Source organism: Gilliamella sp. Nev5-1 (assembly GCF_001690895.1).
Taxonomy (GTDB): Bacteria; Pseudomonadota; Gammaproteobacteria; order Enterobacterales; family Orbaceae; genus Gilliamella; species Gilliamella apicola_C.
Window position 1 is genome coordinate 22,747 of sequence record NZ_LZHO01000031.1, and the last position, 22,940, is coordinate 45,686.

Below are 22,940 nucleotides of genomic sequence, written 5' to 3' on the forward strand. Positions count from 1 at the left end.
GTTTTTTGTAATGTTAAATATTTATATATAAACATCGTAATATTATTAAACATCTTTTTATCGGAGGGCTTATTTTTCTGTACTTGAATTGCAAATAAATTTCTGTTTTTTTAGTGGTTTTGTCTCTACTTGATATTAGGAATACCACAATCAATTTTATTTGTTATCAATAGTTAAATTGATTGAATATCAAACCGATTGGGCTATAATGCGATAATTATTAAACAATTTATATTGATAATGATTATTGGTTTTATTGGTGCAGGTAAAGTAGGATGTACACTAGCAAAGCATTTTACTTTATGTGGCATAAAGGTAGCGGGATTTTATAGTCGAACCTATGCTCACACACAAGAGGCGAGCGATTTTACCCAAAGCCAAGCATATTCAACTTTAGCTGATTTAGTTAATGACTGTAATTGCTTATTGCTCACAGTGCCCGATGACCAAGTAACTAATGTTTGGCAAGATCTTTGTCTGTTGCCTATTACTAATAAATGGATTGGTCACTGTAGTGGTTTGCTTACATCGCATATCTTTATCAATAATCAATCTGTTCATCCTTTTGCTTTTTCTTTACACCCCTTATATGCCATATACGATCGGTTTGATTGTTATCATGCCATGCCGAAAGTTTTTTTTACGTTAGAAGCTAATAACAACGTGATTTTTCAGCTACAAAAGCGTTTAAGCCTATTAAAAAATCCTATCGCGATCCTTTCAGCCAAGAAAAAGCATCTTTATCATGCCGCTTGTGTTATGTTAAGTAATCAGGTTATTGCTTTAGCACAAGTTGGGACTAGCTTGCTGGCTCAAAGTGGATTAGACAAAGAATTTACTGAACAGGCTTGGCACGCTTTATTTCTAGATAATGCTAATGCGGTTTGCCGTGTGGGGGTTATTGGAGCCTTAACTGGGCCTGTTGAGCGAGGAGATGTTGAAACAATTAAACAACATTTAAATGCTTTGCCAGCCGAATATAAGTCTATTTATCAACAATTATCCGCTATTTTACTTAAAATGAGTCGAACAAAGCATCCAAATAAGGATTATCGACAATTAGAATTGGAGTTGTTATCTTGAAAAATACTATTGTTACTTTACAAAAGCGTAAACAAAACCGTCAGAAAATTACCATGTTGACGGCGTATGATTATACGACAGCCAAATTGATGGACGAAAGTGGCGTGGATTGTTTATTAGTTGGTGATTCTTTAGGTATGGTTATGCTTGGCTACGATAGCACCGTATCGGTTACGATGGATGATATGATCCACCACTCAAAAGCGGTCGCAAGAGCAGCAAAATCCGCATTTGTTGTTACAGATTTACCTTTTATGTCTTATCACACCTCGGTTTACGATGCTGTTTTAAATGCGGGTCGCTTAGTTAAAGAAGGTCAAGCACAAGCGGTTAAACTTGAAGGTGGGCAAGCATTTTGTGAGCATATCAAAATGATTACGCAAGCTTCGATTCCTGTTATTGCACATATAGGATTAATGCCTCAATCCGTGCTTGCTTTAGGGGGATATAAAGTTCAAGGCAAGGATTACCAAGAGGCTAAAAATATTGTTCTTGATGCCTTAGCGGTTGAACAAGCCGGCGCTGTAGCCATTTTATTAGAGTGTGTGCCTGCTGATTTAGCAAAAATTATCTCAGAATTAGTAAGTATACCTACCATTGGTATTGGCGCTGGCGTGAATTGTGATGGGCAAGTGCTTGTTTATCAAGATATGTTATCCATGTATGATGGCATATCATCAAAATTTGTAAAATCTTTTGGGTCAATTGGCGATCAAATGAAACAAGCTTTTAAACAGTATTGTCAAGAAGTCAATGAACAACAGTTCCCAGCGGCAATTCATGAGTTCGCCATTGATAACGACATTATAGAAAAACTTAAACTTGAATTTACTGTTAACAAAAAGGGTTAATACAAATGAATGTTGTAACGACAATAAAACAAGTGCGAGAACAAGTTAAAGTTTGGCGACAAGCAGGTTATAGTATTGGTCTTGTTCCAACAATGGGATTTTTGCACGAAGGTCATCAAAGTTTAATGGCTGCGGCTAAAAAAGATAACCAAAAAGTGATTGTGACCATATTTGTTAACCCTATACAATTTGGTCCGTCAGAAGATCTAGATAGTTACCCACGTGATTTAGAACGAGATAAAATAGCTTGTGAGCAAATGGGCGTTGATTTGATTTTTCACCCAACGGCAAGTGAAATGTATATGCCTAATTTTAGTAGCTATGTTGATGTGAATAACTTAACAGATGCGTTATGTGGAAAAAGGCGCCCAGGACATTTTAAAGGTGTATGTACGGTTGTTACCAAATTATTTAATATTACTCAACCCGATCGCGCCTATTTTGGGCAGAAAGATGCGCAACAGTTAGCTGTCATTAAACGGATGGTCAGTGATCTAAATTTCGATATTGATATTATCGGTTGCCCGATTGTGCGCGAAGCAGATGGTTTGGCTAAAAGCTCACGTAATAGCTATTTGTCTGAAAGTGAACGTAAGGCTGCTGTTTGTCTTTATCAAGCGATTGAATGCGCTAAGGAAATGATAAAGCAGGGCGAAAAGTCAGTAACAGTTATTAAGAAAGCAATGGATGATGTTATTTCCAACCAACCTTTGGCTAAAATTGACTATATTGAATTTGTCGATCTAGCATCATTAGCATCGATTAATATGCTTGCCAAAGATAGTTTATGTGCCTTGGCGGTTTATATTGGTAAAACACGATTAATTGATAATTTTATTTACCAACAGCAATAATTGTAGACAAAATTATGAATGACAATTATGAAAATACCGCTTAATAGTCAGCGGTATTTTTTGGTAATTCATTCTCTGATAAAAATTCTTAAAAAGCAGATTAAATCCGTGAGTTTATTGTTATGCTAATTTATTGTTTGGCTATTTTACTGTAGAATAGCAACCATTTTATGCTTTAAATCAGGATTTGTGCATTTATTATGAAAAATACAACTTATAATCCACACGAAATTGAACAACCTATTTATAAACATTGGGAAGAAAGCGGTTATTTCAAACCCAATGGTGACAAGTCTCAACCAAGTTATTGTATTGCTATTCCACCGCCAAATGTAACGGGTAGTTTACATATGGGGCATGCGTTTCAACAAACTATTATGGATGCTTTAATTCGCTATCATCGTATGCAAGGCAATAACACTTTGTGGCAATCGGGTACTGATCATGCTGGTATTGCAACGCAAATGGTGGTTGAGCGGAAAATTGCCGCTGAAGAGAATAAAACGCGGCATGATTATGGGCGTGATGCATTTATTGAAAAAATTTGGCAATGGAAAGCAGAGTCTGGAGGAAGCATTACCAAGCAGATGCGACGTTTGGGCGATTCGGTTGATTGGGATCGTGAACGGTTCACAATGGATGAAGGTTTGTCAAATGCAGTTAAAGAAGTCTTTGTCCAATTATACCAAGAAAATTTAATCTACCGCGGTAAACGTTTAGTCAATTGGGATCCCAAATTACGCACAGCAATCTCAGATCTTGAGGTTGAAAATCGTGAGGTTAAAGGTTCAATGTGGCATCTACGTTACCCATTAGCTGATGGCGTAAAAACAGCTGAAGGTAAAGATTATTTAGTTGTTGCTACAACCCGTCCTGAAACTTTATTGGGTGACACCGGTGTTGCTGTTAATCCTGAAGATCCGCGTTATAAAGATCTGATTGGTAAATTTGTTGTATTACCATTTGTTAATCGTCGTATACCGATTATTGGAGATGAGCATGCCGATATGACTAAAGGTACAGGTTGCGTAAAAATCACGCCAGCTCATGACTTTAACGACTATGAAGTAGGGCGACGCCACAAATTACCAATGATAAATATCTTAACTTTTGATGGTCATATTGGTGAGCAAGCTCAAGTATTTGATACTAATGGCGAGCCAAGCGAGGCATATGGAACAATAATTCCAGCTCAGTTCCAAAACTTAGAGCGTTTTGCCGCACGTAAAGCGATTGTGGCAGAGTGTGAATCACAGGGTATTTTAGACAAAATTGAGCCACATGATTTAACCGTTCCATATGGCGATCGTGGTGGTGTTGTTATTGAGCCTATGCTAACCGATCAATGGTATGTACGTGCTAAAGTGCTTGCAGAGCCTGCCATTGAAGCGGTAAAAAATGGCGATATTCAATTTGTGCCAAAACAGTATGAAAATATGTACTTTTCTTGGATGAATGACATTCAAGATTGGTGTATTTCTCGACAATTATGGTGGGGACACCGTATTCCAGCTTGGTATGATAAACAAGGAAATGTTTATGTCGGGCGAGATGAAACGGAAGTGCGTCGTGAAAATAACCTTGCTGATGATATTGAGCTTAACCAAGACGAAGATGTGCTTGATACTTGGTTCTCTTCAGCGCTTTGGACATTTTCAACATTAGGCTGGCCGAATAAGACTGATGATTTAGCCACGTTCCACCCAACTAATGTTTTAGTTACTGGCTTTGATATTATTTTCTTTTGGGTTGCGCGAATGATCATGATGACTATGCACTTTATTAAAGATAAAGATGGCAAGCCACAGGTTCCATTTAAAACGGTTTATGTAACTGGATTGATTCGTGATGAAGAAGGGCAAAAAATGTCAAAATCTAAAGGAAATGTTATCGATCCTTTAGATATGATTGATGGCATCTCACTACCAGAACTATTAGAAAAGCGTACTGGCAACATGATGCAACCTCAATTAGCGGAAAAAATCGCTAAACGCACTCAAAAACAATTTCCTAATGGTATAGAAGCTCACGGCACGGATGCACTACGTTTTACTTTAGCCGCATTAGCTTCAACAGGACGAGATATCAATTGGGATCTAAAACGCTTGGAAGGTTATCGCAACTTCTGTAACAAGCTTTGGAATGCTAGCCGTTATGTATTGATGAATACAGAAGGGCATGATTGCGGATTCAATGGTGGCGATTTTGATTACTCTCTAGCGGATAAATGGATTTTGACTGAATTTAATCAAACAGTTAAGGCTTATCGTGAAGCTTTTGATACTTATCGTTTCGATTTAGCTGCTAACATTCTATATGAGTTCACGTGGAACCAATTCTGTGACTGGTATTTAGAGCTAACAAAATCTATTTTAGCCCATGGTGAATCTTCACAGCAACGCGCGGCTCGTCACACCTTAGTTACTGTTTTAGAGGCTTTGCTGCGTCTTGCTCATCCTATTATTCCATTTATTACTGAAGAAATTTGGCAAAATGTAAAAGGATTAATGAAAATCAAAGCTGATACTATCATGTTACAGCCAATGCCTGCTTGTGATAAACAGCATTTAAATAATGAAGCTGTTGCCGATATCAATTGGATTAAAGATGTTGTTATTGCGGTTCGTAACATTCGTGCTGAAATGAATATTGCACCAAGCAAACCTTTGCAATTATTAATTCGCAAAGCAACACCAACGGTGCACCGAATCATTAGCGATAATATTAGCTTTATTGAATCACTCGCTAGATTATCTGAAATAGTATTATTAGATGAAGGTGAAAGTGGACCATTATCGGTAACAAAATTAGTAGATGGTGCAGAATTATTAATGCCGATGGCGGGATTAATTAATAAAGAAGATGAACTTGCTCGTTTAGAGAAAGAAATTGCTCGCATTGAAGGTGAAATTACTCGCATTACTAATAAATTATCTAATGCAAGCTTTGTTGACAAGGCTCCCGCAGCAGTTGTTGCCAAAGAGAAAGAAAAACAACAAGGTTATATTGATGATAAAGCAAAACTGCAAGAGCAGTATGCTGCAATAAAAAATCTCTAATCTTTGTAATAAAAAACCTCTCATTTGAGAGGTTTTTTATGCGTTATTAAATCAAAATTTATAGCCCACACCAATCATCGCAACCCATGGATCAAGTTTATAATTGGCTGTAACTTTAGTATTGCCTAAATGAGTAGTTGCTTTAGTTTCAATATCAATATACCGGATCTGAGCATTAATAAGCCAATTATTATTAAAGGTATAATCTGTACCGACTTGTGCAGCCCATCCCCAAGAGCTATCAAGATCTAAACCATGAAATCCTGCATTTTTAGCTTCTCTACTAAGTTTTTCATCAAAAAAGAAAGTGTAATTTATGCCTAATCCAACATAGGGCTGTAACTCATATTGTGAATCAAGTGGATACCAAACAGCGCTTAATGTAGGTGGTAAGTGTTTGATTTTACCAAGATGAGCGCCAGAAAGCCCTGTTGAATTTCCCCCTCCTAATTTAACTTGGTGGCTAAATGGGGTTGCAGCTAATAATTCAACACCGATATTATCTGTAACCATATATTGAAAGTTTAATCCAAGCTGAGTGTCGTTATCCGCTTTTGCTTTTAGATCAGTTTTTGCTCCGCCCACTTTGACATGATCACTTTTATCTTGAGGGTGAACATAAACAGGTCCACCTCGGATAATCATTTCATTTGCAGTATGTGCATAAGCAGTTGAGCTTGCTAACCCCATTGAAATCACCATAGCTACCGATGATATTTTCATTCTTTGCCTCCTTATTTATAATTTATGACATAAAATCTTGTTGAAGCACTAAAAACAATAACAATCTAAATTATTTTCATAAAAGCTGTATTAAATTTTAATTGCTAAGGGTAGTAACTATTAACCAATGAGAAATTAAAGTTCAATAGAGTAATTATATTGTTTTAATCATCTTATCATATTAAATTTGATATTTTTGAGATTTATCTCAAATTGTTAATAAATAAAATTGATTAGTAATTTGCAATGTTGGTTAAATTTATATAGAATACCTATATAAATTCTTGTGGGTTGTTAGCTCAGTCGGTAGAGCAGTTGACTCTTAATCAATTGGTCGCGGGTTCGATCCCCTCACAACCCACCATTCATTTTTCCAGTCAGTTATCCAATCATAGAATAAAGCATTGCTCTTCAATCTGATAAAATTTAACTAGATAGCTTGTTGTAAATAACCGACTCTGCCTCTGTAATTAGCTATTCAATTAGCATGTGGAAAACCAATTATTGACATTTTTATTATTACTCGCAATTGGATGTTATGTAATAAATCATCTTTACGGTGAAATGGTATAGATTCCTGAATCTTTTTTACACATGTATTAAACATGACCATATATTGAATATAACACACAAAGATAATGTAATTTGCGGTGAGAATAGTATAAGGTAGCTCTAGCTCGCTATGACTACTCATCACCGCTTTTTGCTATAATCATTGCGCTGATTGTTGCTTCGCTGTGATATTTGTTATGACCGAAATACTCAGCCATTTTGCTTTAAGAGCCGTTTCGATGGTCAATTTATTTGAAAAGATATTCACTCATCCAAGTCAATTGGGGGAGTATCTTGTTAGCTAACTTAGTTACTAACTATTTTAATCTTTTGGTTTTCATTTTCATTTACTTATTTTTATACACTACAATACGCTAAAAAATAAGCAAATACATAAAATTATTTATAGGGTCAAATAAATCAAAATTCTCTAAAGATGGTTATTATATGTAATTGATAAAAAATTATTACATGTTTTTTATCATAAATTCCTTTATTTCATCTAAGAACAAATTACCATATTTTTCCAATTTGATTTTACCTACACCAGTAATATTAATTAGCTGTTTTTTACTTGCTGGTGTGGTTTGAACCATTTCAAGCAATGTCGCATCACTAAAAACAATATATGGAGGGATATCCTCTGCGTCAGCAATATTTTTTCGCAATCGCTTAAGGTTACCAAATAAAATTCGTTCTTCGTAAGATAAAACTGTTGTTAAATTAATTGCTCTAGCATATCGATTTATACGGCTTTTCTTAACGATTTCTAAACGAGGTTTAGCCAAAGATAGCGGTATTTCGCCTCTAAGTATTGAACGCGCTTTTTGCGTTAACTGTAGTGTTGTATAAGTTGATATGTTTTGGCATAAATATCCTAAATAAATGAGCTGCCTAATAACGCTGTGCCAATAAGCTGATGAATGCTGCTTGCCAATTCCATAAACTGATAATTTATCATGACCACTTTCTTTAATTTGGGAACGCCCAGATCCACGTAAAACATCAATAATATATTGAGCACCGTAATGTTGCCCAATACGGTAAGTGCAAGATAAAACTTTTTGTGCATCAACTAAACCATCATAATGTTCAGGTGGATATAAACAAACATCGCAGTTATTACAAGGCTCTGTTCGATCCTCACCAAAATAATTAAGCAACACAATTCGGCGGCAAGTCAAACTTTGTGCAAATGCTTCCATGGCATTTATTTTATGTTGTTCAACGTCTTTATGTTGACCATCCATTTTTTCGTTAATTTGTCGATAATACCAATCTAAGTCTTTTTTATTAAACAATAGTACCGCTTCAGCCGGCACACCATCTCGTCCTGCTCGCCCCGTTTCTTGATAATACGCTTCGATAGTTCTAGGGCAATCTGCATGAATAACAAACCTCACGTTGGGTTTATTGATTCCCATTCCAAATGCAACGGTGGCAACAATAATTTGAACATCATCTTTTAAAAAAGATTCTTGGGCTTGTTGACGTTCATTATTCGTCAACCCAGCATGATACGCTGCAACTGAAAAACCGCGGGCAGCAAGCCTTGTGGTCATATCTTCAACTTTAGAACGGCTTGAACAATAAATGATTCCACTATTACCATTTTGTGTTTCAATAAACGAGACAATTTGTTCGGTTTGATTAAATTTTTCAACCACCGTATAACGAATATTAGGCCGATCAAAGCTTCTTACTATAACTAATGGGTCGATTAAATTAAGTTGATGAATAATATCAGCCTGAGTCATTTTGTCGGCGGTTGCCGTCAATGCAACAATTGGCACTTTTGGAAAACGAGATGAAAGCTGACCTAATTGACGATAATCTGGTCTAAAATCATGTCCCCATTGTGAAATACAATGCGCTTCATCAATGGCGATTAATGAAGGTGGATGTTCATCTATTAATGTTGAAAAAGAGTATACAGCCAACCTTTCTGGTGAAACATATAATAGCTTTATCGAATGATTTAAATATTTAGCTAGTACTTCTTGTTGTTCGGTTTGTGATTGTGATGCATTAAGATATGCAGCAGCAATACCGTTGGCTGATAATTGATCAACCTGATCTTTCATCAAGGAAATTAATGGGGAAATAACTATTGCTGTTCCTGATAACAAAACTGCGGGAATTTGATAACATAAAGATTTTCCCCCGCCAGTTGGTATAATTGTTAAAGTATCACGTCCATCGATAATAGATTCAATAATTTCCCTTTGTTGGTTTCTAAATGATTTATAACCAAATACATTTTGCAACACATCTTCAATCTGATCTTTTATCGACATACAATCCTAAACATGTAACACCTACGTAAAGAAGCGAGTATAGCTAAATTAATTTAAACAAACCACCCAGAATTTTCATAAATTTACAATTGTTCGCAAAAATAAAAAAATACTAATAAAAGGCTTCATAAATGGTAATACAAAGTTTTTTTCAATTTCAAAGTAAATAATGTTTATTATATAGTCAATATTGTTCAACAGCTTAAAAAAAAAGCTATTTTTTATTTTTTTACTTGATACAAAGCAATTTGCCAGTTAATATTTGCGTGTTTCAAATATACGCCCGTAGCTCAGTTGGTTAGAGCATCACCTTGACATGGTGGGGGTCAGTGGTTCGAGTCCACCCGGGCGTACCATTCTAAAGCCTTATCTAGAAAATCTTTAAAGTGATTACCTTGAATTCAGATTTTATTAGTAGGGTAAAATAGATACCATTAAATAGCCCTTTAAATGCTAACAATTTCAAAATAAACGAATTTCCACATGAAAAAATTTCAATAAAATCGGCGATTGTTATGACTGATTTTTGCTTGAATTTTGAGTTTTATTTTGGCGAAAGGAATGGGTCTTATTTTCAATAATTGACTTAACTCGTTTCCAGTTTAATAACATTCTACCTGCTTACTTCCCTAATTTTTTCATAAAGTTAAATCGCTCTTTAGTCTAATGCTGTTTATTATGATGTGTATATAGCATTGCTGTCGATTTGGTATTGAGTGAATTACTCAAAATCTAGGCACAAAAAAACGCAGTCAAGCGACTTCATTTTTTCTTTTTAAAATTCTTAGAAGTGTATATTTCGTATTTTTTGAATTTCTCGTTCACTGGCTTGTTTTTTTTGCTAGAACGCACTCCATTTTGCTTTAATTTGTCTTGCTCATCCTTTGGTTTGTCACTCTCTTCTAATAGAAAATTGACAATAATAAAACAGATATAAATCAAAGCAAAAAAAGATACACCACCGATCAACCTAATTGCATCAGGATCTGAACCACGATACGTTATATTATGGATTACTGCCGCATCTACAACTTGCGACCAAAAAATAATTAAAAATAATACGATTAACTTTTTCATTGTGTACATCGCCCAGTAACAAACTTGTTATCATTACCCTGCACTTTTGCTATATGCGCATTACGTTTACACTCTAAATTTTCAGGTGCATACATTTTATTCCAAGCCATTATTAGCTTCTTTTCTTGATTAGATAAATTGATTTTATATTTATCAGACATGTAAAGATATGTACGTGCTATCATTCCACGAATTTCGTCACGTGGCTAGAATATGCAAGCTTTAAAATCCACAGCACTTTTACACTTTTCATACTGATTAAATACTTTAGTGAATAGCGAATAACGATAATTAGACCTATCGCCATTCACTTCACTAATAGCCGCTTGAAAGTTATGTATATCACTTGCTATTTGATTGACACGCTTTACGTCCACCTGCTTGCCAGCATGTTAAGTGTTTACCAAAATTTTCGGCAGGTATAACATGGTTCCACTCAATGCATTCAGCTATAGCCTGATTTTTCTTGTATGGTATCCACATTTGTCAAAATCAACAACACCTTTTTATCTATCCACGAAAATTTTCATCCGCAATAAAATGTAGTTTGATCCGGGTTTGATTTATATAATTTAGTTAAATGTGTTTTAGCTGAATTAAAGTTCTGTGCTGAATAAACCAATAATAGAGTAAATAAAAGTAAGATAGCTATTTTCCCCATAATATCCATTTGAAATAAATCCAATAACTGTAAAAATTTAATATGTTATATAAAACATCGATTTTTATAGTAGAGCATCCTGCAACAGAACCATCCTGCAAGAAACTTGATAGAATAAACCCTCAGCTTTCGATAAGGATTTAAAAGAGTAAAAGAATAAATATACGCTTAATTCTCTTGTTTATAATATTGATATCATTTGCAGTCTATTAACCATCAAAGGTGGGGCGTAGCCACCTCCTGTTTTAAATATATCAACAGATATTTAATCAATCAAGGTGATTTATGGCAAAACCAGTAACTGAAACAGCTCAAAACGAAGATTTGAAGTAGAAGATTTAAAAAACACATTGACAATATCGCATTAATTGAGCAAGTAAGTAAAAGCCTAGATATATCGCAAACTCAATTCATGATTGATACAGAGTATTTTTTATCAAAAACAAAAAAATAAAATCAACATTTTATATGGGTTATTTTTTAGTAAATAAACTCATAAGTTAATGGATTATTTACAAAAAAAGCAGCTAAATTAAAGCTGCCTTAGAATAATAAACTAAAATAACATATTGGTTGATTAGAAATTAATTTCGGTACCGACAAAATAACGGCGACCTTCTAAGGTTTTACCGAAGTCTTCGTTAGAAACGTTTTTGTCAAATAAGTTATAAACCCCACCATAAACTTTAGCATCTTTGTTTATTTGGAAAGAGGCACCCACATCCCAGAAAGTATAGCCTGGGTACTCAATTTTTTGCCCACTACGATTATTAGATGATTCTACACCATAATAGGCCATTTTAGCCCATAAATCCCATTGCTCGGTAGCATACCAATCTAGTTGGGTATTGAATTTTTGTTTTGGTGTTCGATTTAAAGGACGTCCTTTATATTTGCCACTTTTTTGTTCTGTTTTTGTCCAAGAGTAGTTAGAGCTTAGTAAAAAATCGGTTAATAATGGTGTTTTGAATGAAAATTCAAAACCTTTAAGATCGGCTTTACCAACATTTTCACGACCTTGTATAAAGTCAAATATTTTACTATAACCATTTAACTCACAGTTATGCTTGTGATTACAGATATAATATGACTGAATTTTGTCTTTATATTTTGTATAAAATGCTGTTGCAGAAGTATCGATACCATAATCATTAGTATATCCGATCCCGATTTCAAAATTATTTGATTTTTCTGGTTTTAAATTTGGATTCCCAATAATTACCCCATCTGAGTATCCGCCTCCAGTTACTTGTCCCCAATCACTTACAACATAACGTAGCTGTGGAGTTGCATAGCCTGTAGAATAACCTCCTTTTAGAGTAAAGTTATCATCAATATTCCAAACACTATAAACTCTTGGATTCCAGTTACTGCCATAATTTTCATCTTTGTTATAACGTAATCCTAAAGTTAGGCTCCAATTTTCTAAAATGCGTAATTCATCTTCGCCAAATAGCGCATAATTCCAACGATCGATTTTAGATAATGTTGTTTTTAGCTGGTTTCCTTTATCATGTAATTCTTGATAATTATATTTTCCGCCTAAAGTCAGCATATTGATACTAAAAGGAATAGTCACACGTGTATCTACGTCGGTATTTCGAATTTTCATACTTCTTTTAGGGTTGTTATTGCCTTCATAAGCAACAAAGGAAGTGGTAGATACATCACCAAACAAACCATTATGTGTCAGAGCAAACGAATTACGGCGATTATCCCGATTAAAATTATTTCTAGATTTATCTCTTGTTTTGCCTGCGGTTGCGTTACTATTTTGCAAAGATCGTCCAAAATCAAGATCAAATTTTTGTGTATCAGATGCATTTAAAGATAATTTACCATTTAAGCTACGTAATTTTTGTCCTGAATGACCATTTAAAAATTTGTCTTCATGGCGTCTTGAATATTGTCCATAAAGTTGGATACCCAAAATATCATCAATAATCGGTCCCATAGTTGAGAAACTACCAGTATAGGTATCTTTTTCTTTTGAACGATAAGGAATAACTGATTCTAGACGCAGGCCACTTTGCCATTTATTTGACACTTTTTTGGTAATGATATTAATAACCCCACCCATGGCATCAGAGCCATATAGTGACGACATCGGCCCACGCACTACTTCAATACGTTCAATAGCTGTTAATGGTGGTAGCCAGCCTTGTTCAAAACCAGAATTGTCACTATTAGGTCTTGTTTCACGTGTACTAATTTTTTTGCCGTCAACTAATATCAAGGTATACTTTGCATCCATACCACGAATGCTAATATCAGTAGAATCACCACCACCGGTAATATTTACGCCAGGAATATCTTTTAGTGCATCAGTAACATCGCGGTAAGGTTTATTTTCGATTTCTTTAGGTGTAATAACTGAAATAGTCGCAGGCGCTTCTTTCACTTGTTGTGAGAAACCTGATGCGGTAACCACCATGGTATCAGTATCTGAATTGCCAACAGCCATAGCAGTACTTGATAATGACAACAAAATACTAGTATTAATGACATGTGTTGCCAACTTAAACTTCTTTTTTGCGTTCATTTATTATAACCCCATTATTTATAATGATATTTACATTTCCTTTCATCTCTAAGCACACTACACTATATGATAATGATTATCAATATCTTTGTAAAAAATTATTTAGATCTAGACAAACTTTCTTTGTTGAATAATAATTATTATCATTTAAAACAATGCGAGAATTTAGATATGAATAAGAAAAAAAAGTTACTTTTGAGTAGTATTGCTGTGATCGTATTAGGATTAACCGCCTGTCAATCATCAACAATGCGCGTAACTACTGATAGCCAAACGGTAGTTGTCCCTAAATCGCCTAAAAAAGTAGTGGTAATGAATTATGGCGCATTAGATACTTTAGATGCGTTAGGAAAAGGATCGATAGTTGCTGCAACTCCACTATCAGTTATTCCATCTTATTTGCAACAATTTAATAATACGTCGCTCTCCGATACTGGTAATATGAAAGAGCCTAATATTGAGGTAATCAAAAAAGTTAATCCTGATTTGATTGTCATTGATGGGCGTCAAGCTAGTAAAACTGAAGAACTATCAAAAATAGCGCCTGTCATTAATTTAAGCGTTGATGCTAAAAATTATGTTGAATCGGTCAAAAACCATATTCAAGTGCTAGCCAATATAACAGGGTCAGAAAGCAAAGCGAATGAAATTATTCAATCATTAGATAAAAAAATTCAAGATGCCCAATCTGTAGCTCAAACTAGCCCCAAAAAGGCTATTGTAACTATCCACAATGATGGAAAGATGATACTTATTAATTCAAGCTCAAGTGCAGCGCTGATTCATGATGTGCTAAACGTTAAGCGTGCTGTGCCACTAACTATTATGCCTGCGCAATCAAAACTCGGGAAACCTGCGCCAGTTTTTATTGATGATAATTACATCAAATCAGTGAAACCAGATATCGTTTTTATCGTTGACCGCAGTAAAGCAATTGGTAATCAAGGTATGGTTGAACACTATTTTTCTCCAAAAGTACTAAACAAAAGCAAAACAAAAGTAGTTTATTTAACACCTGATCTTTGGTATTTGTCTGGTGGTGGTGCTGAAAGCATAAATCTTCAGATAGACGAAGTCACTAATGCATTAAAATAAGATTGTTAATAAATTTATCTTCCTATTATTAAAATAGCCTTTATTAGTAATAAAGGCTATATTTGATTGAAGTGGAGGTGTTATTCAATAAGTTTTTTTTCTATTTAAAAAATAATAGGTTAAATCTTATTACTACTATCAAATAAATCAGTTAATACATATCTAATATTCCTTTCAAATTTGAAAATCAGTGTATCAACTGTAACGAAATGTGATAGAATGCCGAGGTTATTTTGATTAGCAAATAATTATAAAAATAGTTTATTAAATTCTCAAACAATACCTCTTTATATAAAACACAATTATAAACACTATGAATATATCACCCCCTACAATTGGATTTGTGAGCCTTGGCTGTCCTAAAAACTTAGTCGATTCTGAACGAATTTTAACTGAATTACGCACGCAAGGTTATCAAGTTGTGCCAAGCTATGATAATGCCGATCTGGTTATTGTTAACACTTGTGGATTCATTGACAGTGCCGTACAAGAATCTCTTGAAGCAATTGGTGAAGCATTGAACGAAAATGGTAAAGTCATTGTTACTGGATGCCTTGGCGCAAAAGAAGATCAAATTAGATCTGTACATCCCAAAGTACTTGAAATATCTGGCCCACATAGCTATGAATCTGTATTAAGTCATGTTAATAGATATGTCCCTAAACCTGCATATAATCCTTATACGAGTTTGATTCCTCAACAAGGTGTGAAATTAACACCGAAACATTATGCTTATCTCAAAATTTCAGAAGGCTGTAACCACCGTTGCACATTTTGTATTATCCCATCTTTGCGTGGAGATATGATTAGCCGACCAATTGGTAACGTTTTAGATGAAGCCAAACGCTTAACTGATAGTGGAGTTAAAGAACTATTAGTTATTGCGCAAGATACGTCAGCCTATGGTATCGATATAAAAAACCGTACTAACTTTTGGAATGGTATACCATTAAAAACCGATATTCAGACCCTTTGTGAACAGTTAGCTAACCTAGGAATTTGGGTAAGATTGCATTATATGTACCCTTATCCTAGTGTTGATGACTTAATACCATTAATGGCTGAAGGAAAAATCCTACCTTATTTAGATGTGCCATTACAACATGCAAGCCCATCAGTTTTAAAATCAATGAAACGACCGGGAACTATTGAAAGAACCTTAGAGAGAATTGATAAATGGCGTGAAATCTGCCCAGATATTACTTTGCGCTCCACTTTTATAGTCGGATACCCAGGTGAAACAGATCAAGATTTTGAGCTATTGCTCAGCTTTTTATCTCAAGCACAATTGGATCGTGTTGGTTGTTTCACATATAGCCCCGTAGAAGGTGCTGCTGCCAATAAACTAGCTAACCAAATACCAGAAACGATCAAACAAGAGCGTTTTGATCGTTTTATGCAATTACAGCAAAAAATCTCCACACAAAAGCTACAAGCCAAAATAGGTAAAACGCTTCCCGTTATTATTGATGAAGTTGATGATGAAGGCGCAATAGGCCGTAGCATGGCTGATGCTCCTGAAATAGACGGTGTTGTATATTTAAATGAAGAAAACCAAGTTAAAGTAGGTGATATTATTCAAGTCAATATTGAGCATTCTGATGAATACGACCTCTGGGGAACAGTTAAAAGGTAATAAACCATGAAACAACATTATAAACATGAAGTAAAAAATCTTGGTAAATTAGCAGTTCCTGTACTTATTGCTCAAGTATCTCAAACAGCAATCACCTTTGTCGATACCATTATGGCGGGAAATTATAGCAAAACAGCCTTATCTGGAGTAGCTATTGCCGTATCAATTTGGTTACCAACAATTTTATTTGGCCAAGGTTTGTTAACGGTGCTAACCCCTATTATCTCAAACTTAAATGGTGCAGCTAAACGTGATCAGGTTGCAAGCCAAACTCGTCAAGGTGTGGTAATTGCTTTAATATTGTCGATATTAATGATGATTTTCTTATATCATTCTGACAAAATAATTAATTTAAGGAGTTCAGTTGATCACCCGATTGATCCCGAAATGGTTAACGTTGCCGTCTCATTTTTACGCGCTATCATGTGGGGGGTGCCTGCGTTCTTACTCTTTTTAGTTTACCGAAATCAATGTGAGGGACTATCGAATACTAAACCCGCTATGGTAATCATATTTATTGCTCTTCTTGCCAATATTCCAATTAACTATATTTTAATCTATGGAAAGTTAGGCTTACCTGCTTTTGGTGGCGTTGGTTGTGGCATTACAGCAACAATTATATTTTGGCTTATGTTTATTTTAATACGCTTATATACACTAGTTAGTCCAAGCCAACAAGATATACGTAATACTCCAATCACAAAACTGGTTGATTTTAATATAATCAAAAAGATTATTATACTGGGTACCCCTTTAGCGCTGGCTTACTTCTTTGAAATGAGCCTTTTTGCTGTGATTGCGTTATTAATAGCTCCATTAGGGCAAATAACCGTTGCAGCTCACCAAATCATTTTTACTATCAGTAGTTTGACCTTTGCTATTCCATTATCTCTTGGTGTTGCAACCAGTATACGTGTTGGCTATTTACTAGGTAATAAAAAACCAGCGTTAGCTAAACAAACCGCCTATATTAGTTTATCAATATCGCTCTGCATGGCTGTTTTTGTTGCACTAGTTCTAGTCATTTTTAGAACACCAATTATCGCACTATTTACCAGCGAGGCTGCGGTCATTGCTATCTGTATGCAGTTAATTATTTTACTTGCTATCTATCAAGCATCTGACTATTTGCAAGTTGTGGCAAGTAATGTGTTGCGAGGTTATAAAGATACTCAAAGCATCTTTTTTATTACACTACTATCTTACTGGGTTGTTGGATTGCCTGTTGGTTATGTTCTAGGATTGACCGATCTAATCATTAAGCCAATCGGTGCTGCTGGTTTTTGGATAGGAATTATATCAGGGCTTGCTGTTGCAGCATTATTATTAATTGCTAGAATGGTTTACATCCAAAGACAGCCCGCTGAAGCTATTTTAGAGCGCGCAGCAAGATAAATTATTTAATTAGAACAGCTAAAGTTTTAAAAGGATTAACACATTTTATAAACAGCAAGTGATGTGATAAGCGCTGCAATAATTGGCTGAAAATGTGTTTTATCCAATCCTATAAATAATTGTGTGTATTTACTTATTTTTAATATTTGTAATATACAAAAAATAGGCAACTGAAAATGAATAAAAAATATTCAAAGATTTAGTAATGGAGTTATCTAACAATCTGAGAAACGTAAGGTTTCCGATGGATGATTTGGTCAAAAGATGATGTATTTAGCTATATAATAAGTTTTTGAAGAACTCATAATGCGAAACCTGAAATTGTAACGCTACAATCGGTTGGTTTATTGTAGAATTTGGTAACAGAACTTCTCATCACTTTTAATGAGTAAATACGCAAACTTTGGATTAGATTCTTCCTTAAGATGACTTTATTTTCTATCCTAATGAGTTAATCGTTTAATACAATAATACATTATTTTTTGTTTATGATTGGGTTATATCGGAAAAACATTAATTCAATTATCTGTTATTTAATTATCATATCATCTCGATGAACAGCAACAGAACCATATTCATAGCCAATAATTTGGCTAATATTTTGGGAATGGTGTCCTGCAATTTGCCTCAGTGCATCGCTATTGTATCGGCTAACACCTTGAGCAATATGCTTGCCGATGCTATTACAAATATCAATCACTTCACCACGAGAAAAGTTTTTTTCAACTTTTATAATGCCTTTTGGTAGTAGTGAACTACCGTTGTTTAATATTGCATTAACCGCACCATCATCTAAAAATACTTTACCAACTTTAGGCGCGCCAAATAACCAGTATTTTCGGTGCTCTAGTGGCGTTTTTTGCGGCAGAAATTTTGTGCCAACAAATTGATTATTGATAATATCAATAATCACATTAGATCTATTTCCAGCAGCAATTACCACTTCAATACCTGCGCTACCTGCAATTTCCGCAGCTTGTAATTTTGTGCTCATACCTCCTGTACCCAGTCCAGAAACACTACCACCAGCAATACTACGTAAATTATCGTCGATATGGTCGATCTCTTGGATAAGTTTTGCATTACTATCTGTTCTTGGATCGGCTGTATATAAACCATCAATATCGGTTAATAATATCAGTTTATCGGCTTGAGCTAAAATAGCAGCAAGGGCAGATAAATTATCGTTATCGCCCACTTTTATTTCGGCTGTCGCTACTGCATCGTTTTCATTGATTACAGGAACGATACGATTATCTAACATGGCTTTTAATACATCTTGTGCATTTAAAAACCTTTCACGATCTTCTAGATCTGCACGAGTTAGTAACATTTGGCCAATATAGATTTTATAGATAGAAAATAGCTGTTCCCAAAGTTGTATCAGTTTGCTTTGCCCAACAGAGGCGAGTAATTGCTTTGAGGCGATAGTATTAGGTAAGGTAGGGTAGTTTAAGTATTCGCGACCTGCGGCAATGGCGCCAGAAGTAACAATAATAATTTTATGTCCATTTTGATGTAAAGTTGCACATTGTCGTATTAACTCAACTATTCGTGCCCGATCTAGCTGTTTGGTGCCACCAGTTAGTACACTGGTGCCTAATTTAACAACAATAGTTTGTTGTTTATTATTGGACATAATATGGCTCTTTTGGTTAATCGTGAATTATAAAACAGACCTCATCCATTTGATTGATTGGGTTAACGCCTGATGTAAACTTTTTTGTAGTGGTGTTTTTGGCACGGTCACTATTTTATTTTGTTTAGTTGAATGAATCAATTTTGCTTCACTAAGATTACTTAATTTATCATTTTCAAAAATGATATTCATGACTGGTACTTGGCAAGCATGTGTTAAAAGACCTTGGTTTTTTAGAGAAAAATAATTTAACTCTGCGGCTAATTGCTGATTGGATATCGAAGGTAAACCCAAACGGCTAGCTAGCATATCTTTATAACTATTAGGGAGATTTTTTTGCAGTTCTTTGTCAGCAAAAATTTGATGAACAAATGGCGTAAAGTTAAATAATCCTCTAATTTTATTTGGCATTAAATAAGCTAAACGAGTGGCAATATGCGAACCAAATCGAAAACCAGCAACAATAACACGATGATCATCAATCCATGGTATGTTGGGCAATTGTTCCAATATAGCTTGATGAATTTTACTGCTATTTTGTGTTAAAGCAAAATTACGGCTATAGCCAACAGAAGGTAAATCAACAGTTAACATGGCAAACCCTTGAGGGGCTAAAAATTCACTAAAATATCGATAATAATCGATCTGTAAATTACCCAAAGCATTGCAGATTAGTACCACAGGGCAAGCCCCTTCAGTTTTTGGTAGGTGTAGAATTGTTTTAACGTTGTGATTATCAACTTTAAATTCAAGTTCTTTAACCAAAAAAGGTGAAAAATTAAGGGCCTTGGAATAAGCTTGATAAGCACAGGCTTGGGCATACATTGCCAGTTCATCATTTTTAAAATGTGGATAACTGGCAATACTTGCATATTCACTGGCAATAAGATACTCGTTGAGTAGCTTATCTTTATCTGCATCGGTAAGATTTGTTTTATCTACTGACTCTGCTTTAGTTTGCCACATTGCTGCTTGGTTTAAAAACTCATAAATCCAGTTACCAGATTGATAACCGATAACAGTATCTAGCCATTTATCATTTGTGTGGCATCTTGTTGAAGCGGCAATTTTTGATAAAACCGCTTCAGCTTCTAATTTTGGTAACCCCCGCCAATGCCACAAAATAGGGTTGACAATTCGATACCATTTTGAGTCGACCTCTCCATCTAACGCACTAATGCTACTGCCATTACTACTATCAGTACGGTTAATTAGCGTCGAAGTCTCAGGATAATTCAATTGTGGTTTGAATATCTGTGCTGTTAGATTTTCGGTAGCTGCCATAACAACCTTGGTATCCTTATTGATTATTTATGATCGCAAATAGGTTTAACAAACATAACACCTGTATCCCAAGGTTGTTCGATCCAAGTGTCTTGAGCAATATCTACAACATAATCATCAACAAGTGGTTTACCTGCTGGTTTTGCAAAAATAGTAACAAAGTGAGCTTTTGGATACATTTCACGAATAGTGTGAGCAGTGTTGCCCGTATCGACTAAATCATCAACGACAATAAAGCCTTCGCCATCACCATTGGCTTGCTTTAGGATCAGTTTTTCGCGTTGATGATCGTGATCATAACTTGAAATGCAAACAGTATCGACATAACGAATACTAAGTTCTCGAGCTAAAATAGCGGCAGGGACTAAACCACCACGGCTAACGGCAATGATACCTTTCCATTGATTAGCAGGTAATAAACGTTCTGATAGTTGACGTCCGTAGGATTGCAACATTTCCCAGGTAACGGTGAATTTTTTCTTTTCAGCAATAAGTTCTGCTTTGTGTTGTTTTTTGGCTTGGATTTCTTCTTCTGTTAATAAAGTTTGTTCTGTTGACATGAGTAACCTGCAATTTTAATCGAATGTGTGAATAAATAAATATTCATGAACTAAAAATAGATGTAAAATTGCACCTTATTATAGAGTGATTAGTTAAAAAAAACCACTCCTTAATTTAATACTAACTTAATTAATTTTGAGGTTATATCATGCTTTCTACTTTAGCACCCAAATTTGTTTGGCAGATTTTTAATGATATTTGTAAAATACCGCATCCATCTCATCATGAACAAATGATAACTAAATACATTGTCGATTTTGCTAATACGCATCATATCGACTGCAAGCTTGATAAAGTAGGTAACATTTTACTCACTAAACCAGCAAGCAAAGGAATGGAACAGTGTCCATCGATTGCTTTGCAAGCTCATATGGATATGGTGCCACAAAAAAATGAAGGTACTGTGCACGATTTTTTCACTGATCCAATTCAAGCTTATGTTGATGGTGAATGGGTAAAAGCCAAAGGTACCACGTTAGGTGCAGATAATGGTGTCGGCTTAGCATCTGCGCTAGCTGTGTTAATTGATCCGGCTGTTGAACATGGGCCGATTGAAGTATTAATAACGACCTCAGAAGAAACAGGTATGCACGGTGCTTTTGGTTTACAACCTAATTGGTTAAAGAGCCGTTATTTGATTAACACTGATTCTGAAGATGAGGGGGAAATATTTACGGGCTGTGCTGGAGGTGTTGATTTTTCCACAACTTTTGCTGTGACCTATGCGGTAATACCTGAAAAGCATGATTGTTATATAAGCATTTCACTAAAAGGACTAAAAGGTGGGCATTCTGGTTGTGATATTCACCTTGGGCGTGGTAATGCAATCAAATTAATGGCTCGCTTTTTAGCGCAGTATGTACAAGATATCCCATTTAGATTAGCCGACATAAAAGGTGGCTCACTACGTAACGCTATTCCAAGAGAAGCTTTTATTGAAATCACTTTAAATAAACAAGATCTACCTAAATTAGAAGCCATTGTTAAACAATATCAAACTATTTTACACAACGAATTAGGCCATGTAGAACCCACTATTGAAATAACATTATCTGAAGTTGAATCTAATAAAGTCAAAAGGGTATTAACAGCTGAACATCAAAATAAGATTATAAACTATCTCAATACCGCACCTAATGGTGTGATTAGAATGAGCGATCAGCTTCATGGTGTGGTTGAAACATCACTTAATTTAGGTATAGTCAGTATCGAAGACAACCAATTTAATGCCCATTTTTTGATTCGCTCTCAAGTGGATAGTGCAAAAGATGCTGTTGTATCAACCTTGGTATCGTTTAGCCAACTTATTAATGCTAATTACGAAATCAGTGGTGGCTATTCGGGTTGGGAACCCAATTTAGATTCGCAATTACTTAAACTTGCAAAAGGTAAATATCACGAAATTTTTTCTCAGCAGGCAAAAATAATGGTGATACATGCAGGGCTGGAATGTGGTCTATTTAAACAAAGTTATCCAAATATGGATATGATCTCAATTGGACCAACAATTGTTTCACCACATTCCCCAGATGAGAAAGTCAATATCCAAAGTGTTTATCGTTATTGGGAATTATTGATAGCAATATTAAAATCAGCAAGTTTTTTAAAATAATATAGCTCATTAAATACCT

The 22,940-nt window shown here is 35.0% G+C and carries 15 protein-coding genes, 2 tRNA genes and 1 pseudogene; 10 read left to right on the forward strand and 8 right to left on the reverse strand.

Going from position 1 to position 22,940, the window contains the following annotated elements:
- Positions 1 to 240 precede the first annotated feature (240 nt).
- From A9G41_RS04990 to A9G41_RS05005, 4 genes are all read left to right on the forward strand, one after another.
- On the forward strand, positions 241 to 1,083 hold the full coding sequence (locus A9G41_RS04990; RefSeq protein ID WP_065568195.1) for a Rossmann-like and DUF2520 domain-containing protein: 843 nt from the start codon (positions 241 to 243) through the stop codon (positions 1,081 to 1,083).
- Complete coding sequence (gene panB, locus A9G41_RS04995) at positions 1,080 to 1,934, forward strand: 3-methyl-2-oxobutanoate hydroxymethyltransferase (protein WP_065568196.1); 855 nt, start codon at positions 1,080 to 1,082, stop codon at positions 1,932 to 1,934. The genes A9G41_RS04990 and panB overlap by 4 nt, the downstream gene beginning before the upstream one ends.
- 5 nt (positions 1,935 to 1,939) lie before the next feature.
- The gene (gene panC / locus A9G41_RS05000; RefSeq protein WP_075539398.1) at positions 1,940 to 2,788 is read left to right on the forward strand and encodes a pantoate--beta-alanine ligase; all 849 of its coding nucleotides are present in this window, start codon (positions 1,940 to 1,942) and stop codon (positions 2,786 to 2,788) included.
- A gap of 200 nt (positions 2,789 to 2,988) precedes the next feature.
- The gene (locus A9G41_RS05005; RefSeq protein ID WP_065582958.1) at positions 2,989 to 5,847 is read left to right on the forward strand and encodes a valine--tRNA ligase; all 2,859 of its coding nucleotides are present in this window, start codon (positions 2,989 to 2,991) and stop codon (positions 5,845 to 5,847) included.
- Positions 5,848 to 5,898: 51 nt separating this feature from the next.
- Here A9G41_RS05005 and A9G41_RS05010 read toward each other — a convergent pair whose 3' ends face one another.
- On the reverse strand, positions 5,899 to 6,570 hold the full coding sequence (locus A9G41_RS05010; RefSeq protein WP_065582957.1) for an OmpW family outer membrane protein: 672 nt from the start codon (positions 6,568 to 6,570) through the stop codon (positions 5,899 to 5,901).
- A gap of 288 nt (positions 6,571 to 6,858) precedes the next feature.
- Here A9G41_RS05010 and A9G41_RS05015 point away from each other — a divergent pair.
- Positions 6,859 to 6,934 (forward strand) — tRNA-Lys (locus A9G41_RS05015).
- Between the two features lie 655 nt (positions 6,935 to 7,589).
- Here A9G41_RS05015 and recQ read toward each other — a convergent pair.
- Positions 7,590 to 9,419, reverse strand: coding sequence for a DNA helicase RecQ (gene recQ / locus A9G41_RS05020; RefSeq protein ID WP_065588792.1), 1,830 nt, complete (start codon positions 9,417 to 9,419; stop codon positions 7,590 to 7,592).
- Positions 9,420 to 9,698: 279 nt separating this feature from the next.
- Between recQ and A9G41_RS05025 the strand changes: the two genes are divergently transcribed.
- A tRNA-Val gene (locus tag A9G41_RS05025) sits at positions 9,699 to 9,775 on the forward strand.
- A 406-nt stretch (positions 9,776 to 10,181) separates the two neighbouring features.
- On the opposite strand, the gene A9G41_RS05030 is transcribed toward A9G41_RS05025, so the two are convergent.
- The 3 genes and pseudogenes from A9G41_RS05030 to A9G41_RS05040 all read right to left on the reverse strand — a co-directional run bounded on the left by A9G41_RS05030 (position 10,182) and on the right by A9G41_RS05040 (position 13,699).
- The gene (locus A9G41_RS05030; RefSeq protein WP_065588253.1) at positions 10,182 to 10,496 is read right to left on the reverse strand and encodes a hypothetical protein; all 315 of its coding nucleotides are present in this window, start codon (positions 10,494 to 10,496) and stop codon (positions 10,182 to 10,184) included.
- Positions 10,493 to 10,873, reverse strand: a pseudogene (locus tag A9G41_RS14685) (endonuclease). The gene A9G41_RS05030 and the pseudogene A9G41_RS14685 overlap by 4 nt, the downstream one beginning before the upstream one ends.
- A gap of 861 nt (positions 10,874 to 11,734) precedes the next feature.
- Complete coding sequence (locus A9G41_RS05040; RefSeq protein ID WP_065588254.1) at positions 11,735 to 13,699, reverse strand: TonB-dependent receptor domain-containing protein; 1,965 nt, start codon at positions 13,697 to 13,699, stop codon at positions 11,735 to 11,737.
- A gap of 171 nt (positions 13,700 to 13,870) precedes the next feature.
- Between A9G41_RS05040 and A9G41_RS05045 the strand changes: the two genes are divergently transcribed.
- The 3 genes from A9G41_RS05045 to A9G41_RS05055 all read left to right on the forward strand — a co-directional run bounded on the left by A9G41_RS05045 (position 13,871) and on the right by A9G41_RS05055 (position 17,825).
- Positions 13,871 to 14,794, forward strand: a complete 924-nt coding sequence (locus A9G41_RS05045) for a siderophore ABC transporter substrate-binding protein (protein ID WP_176700850.1) — start codon at positions 13,871 to 13,873, stop codon at positions 14,792 to 14,794.
- Between the two features lie 313 nt (positions 14,795 to 15,107).
- Positions 15,108 to 16,430, forward strand: coding sequence for a 30S ribosomal protein S12 methylthiotransferase RimO (rimO, locus tag A9G41_RS05050; protein ID WP_065588080.1), 1,323 nt, complete (start codon positions 15,108 to 15,110; stop codon positions 16,428 to 16,430).
- 6 nt (positions 16,431 to 16,436) lie between these two features.
- The gene (locus A9G41_RS05055; RefSeq protein WP_065588079.1) at positions 16,437 to 17,825 is read left to right on the forward strand and encodes an MATE family efflux transporter; all 1,389 of its coding nucleotides are present in this window, start codon (positions 16,437 to 16,439) and stop codon (positions 17,823 to 17,825) included.
- 529 nt (positions 17,826 to 18,354) lie between these two features.
- Here A9G41_RS05055 and proB read toward each other — a convergent pair.
- The 3 genes from proB to gpt are packed head-to-tail and all read right to left on the reverse strand — an operon-like array spanning position 18,355 to position 21,308.
- Positions 18,355 to 19,464 carry a glutamate 5-kinase gene (gene proB / locus A9G41_RS13895; RefSeq protein WP_065588078.1) on the reverse strand — a complete coding sequence of 370 codons (1,110 nt, stop codon included), beginning with the start codon at positions 19,462 to 19,464 and terminating at the stop codon, positions 18,355 to 18,357.
- Positions 19,465 to 19,491: 27 nt separating this feature from the next.
- Positions 19,492 to 20,748 (reverse strand): esterase FrsA, encoded by a 1,257-nt coding sequence (gene frsA / locus A9G41_RS13900; RefSeq protein WP_065588077.1) that lies wholly within the window; start codon positions 20,746 to 20,748, stop codon positions 19,492 to 19,494.
- Positions 20,749 to 20,771: 23 nt separating this feature from the next.
- Positions 20,772 to 21,308 (reverse strand): xanthine phosphoribosyltransferase, encoded by a 537-nt coding sequence (gpt, locus tag A9G41_RS05070; protein ID WP_081295616.1) that lies wholly within the window; start codon positions 21,306 to 21,308, stop codon positions 20,772 to 20,774.
- 149 nt (positions 21,309 to 21,457) lie between these two features.
- Here gpt and A9G41_RS05075 point away from each other — a divergent pair, with 149 nt between their 5' ends.
- Positions 21,458 to 22,921, forward strand: coding sequence for an aminoacyl-histidine dipeptidase (locus tag A9G41_RS05075; protein WP_065588076.1), 1,464 nt, complete (start codon positions 21,458 to 21,460; stop codon positions 22,919 to 22,921).
- The last annotated feature ends 19 nt before the right edge of the window (positions 22,922 to 22,940 follow it).

What these genes read in the sequence shown, in the direction of transcription:
- A9G41_RS05010 (WP_065582957.1), bottom strand. Translation starts at nt 6,570, where the DNA reads ATGAAAATATCATCGGTAGCTATGGTGATTTCAATGGGGTTAGCAAGC.
- gpt (WP_081295616.1), bottom strand. Translation starts at nt 21,308, where the DNA reads ATGTCAACAGAACAAACTTTATTAACAGAAGAAGAAATCCAAGCCAAA.
- A9G41_RS05045 (WP_176700850.1), top strand. Translation starts at nt 13,871, where the DNA reads ATGAATAAGAAAAAAAAGTTACTTTTGAGTAGTATTGCTGTGATCGTA.
- A9G41_RS05055 (WP_065588079.1), top strand. Translation starts at nt 16,437, where the DNA reads ATGAAACAACATTATAAACATGAAGTAAAAAATCTTGGTAAATTAGCA.
- recQ (WP_065588792.1), bottom strand. Translation starts at nt 9,419, where the DNA reads ATGTCGATAAAAGATCAGATTGAAGATGTGTTGCAAAATGTATTTGGT.
- rimO (WP_065588080.1), top strand. Translation starts at nt 15,108, where the DNA reads ATGAATATATCACCCCCTACAATTGGATTTGTGAGCCTTGGCTGTCCT.
- A9G41_RS05040 (WP_065588254.1), bottom strand. Translation starts at nt 13,699, where the DNA reads ATGAACGCAAAAAAGAAGTTTAAGTTGGCAACACATGTCATTAATACT.
- A9G41_RS05030 (WP_065588253.1), bottom strand. Translation starts at nt 10,496, where the DNA reads ATGAAAAAGTTAATCGTATTATTTTTAATTATTTTTTGGTCGCAAGTT.
- A9G41_RS05075 (WP_065588076.1), top strand. Translation starts at nt 21,458, where the DNA reads ATGCTTTCTACTTTAGCACCCAAATTTGTTTGGCAGATTTTTAATGAT.
- proB (WP_065588078.1), bottom strand. Translation starts at nt 19,464, where the DNA reads ATGTCCAATAATAAACAACAAACTATTGTTGTTAAATTAGGCACCAGT.
- panC (WP_075539398.1), top strand. Translation starts at nt 1,940, where the DNA reads ATGAATGTTGTAACGACAATAAAACAAGTGCGAGAACAAGTTAAAGTT.
- frsA (WP_065588077.1), bottom strand. Translation starts at nt 20,748, where the DNA reads ATGGCAGCTACCGAAAATCTAACAGCACAGATATTCAAACCACAATTG.
- A9G41_RS04990 (WP_065568195.1), top strand. Translation starts at nt 241, where the DNA reads ATGATTATTGGTTTTATTGGTGCAGGTAAAGTAGGATGTACACTAGCA.
- A9G41_RS05005 (WP_065582958.1), top strand. Translation starts at nt 2,989, where the DNA reads ATGAAAAATACAACTTATAATCCACACGAAATTGAACAACCTATTTAT.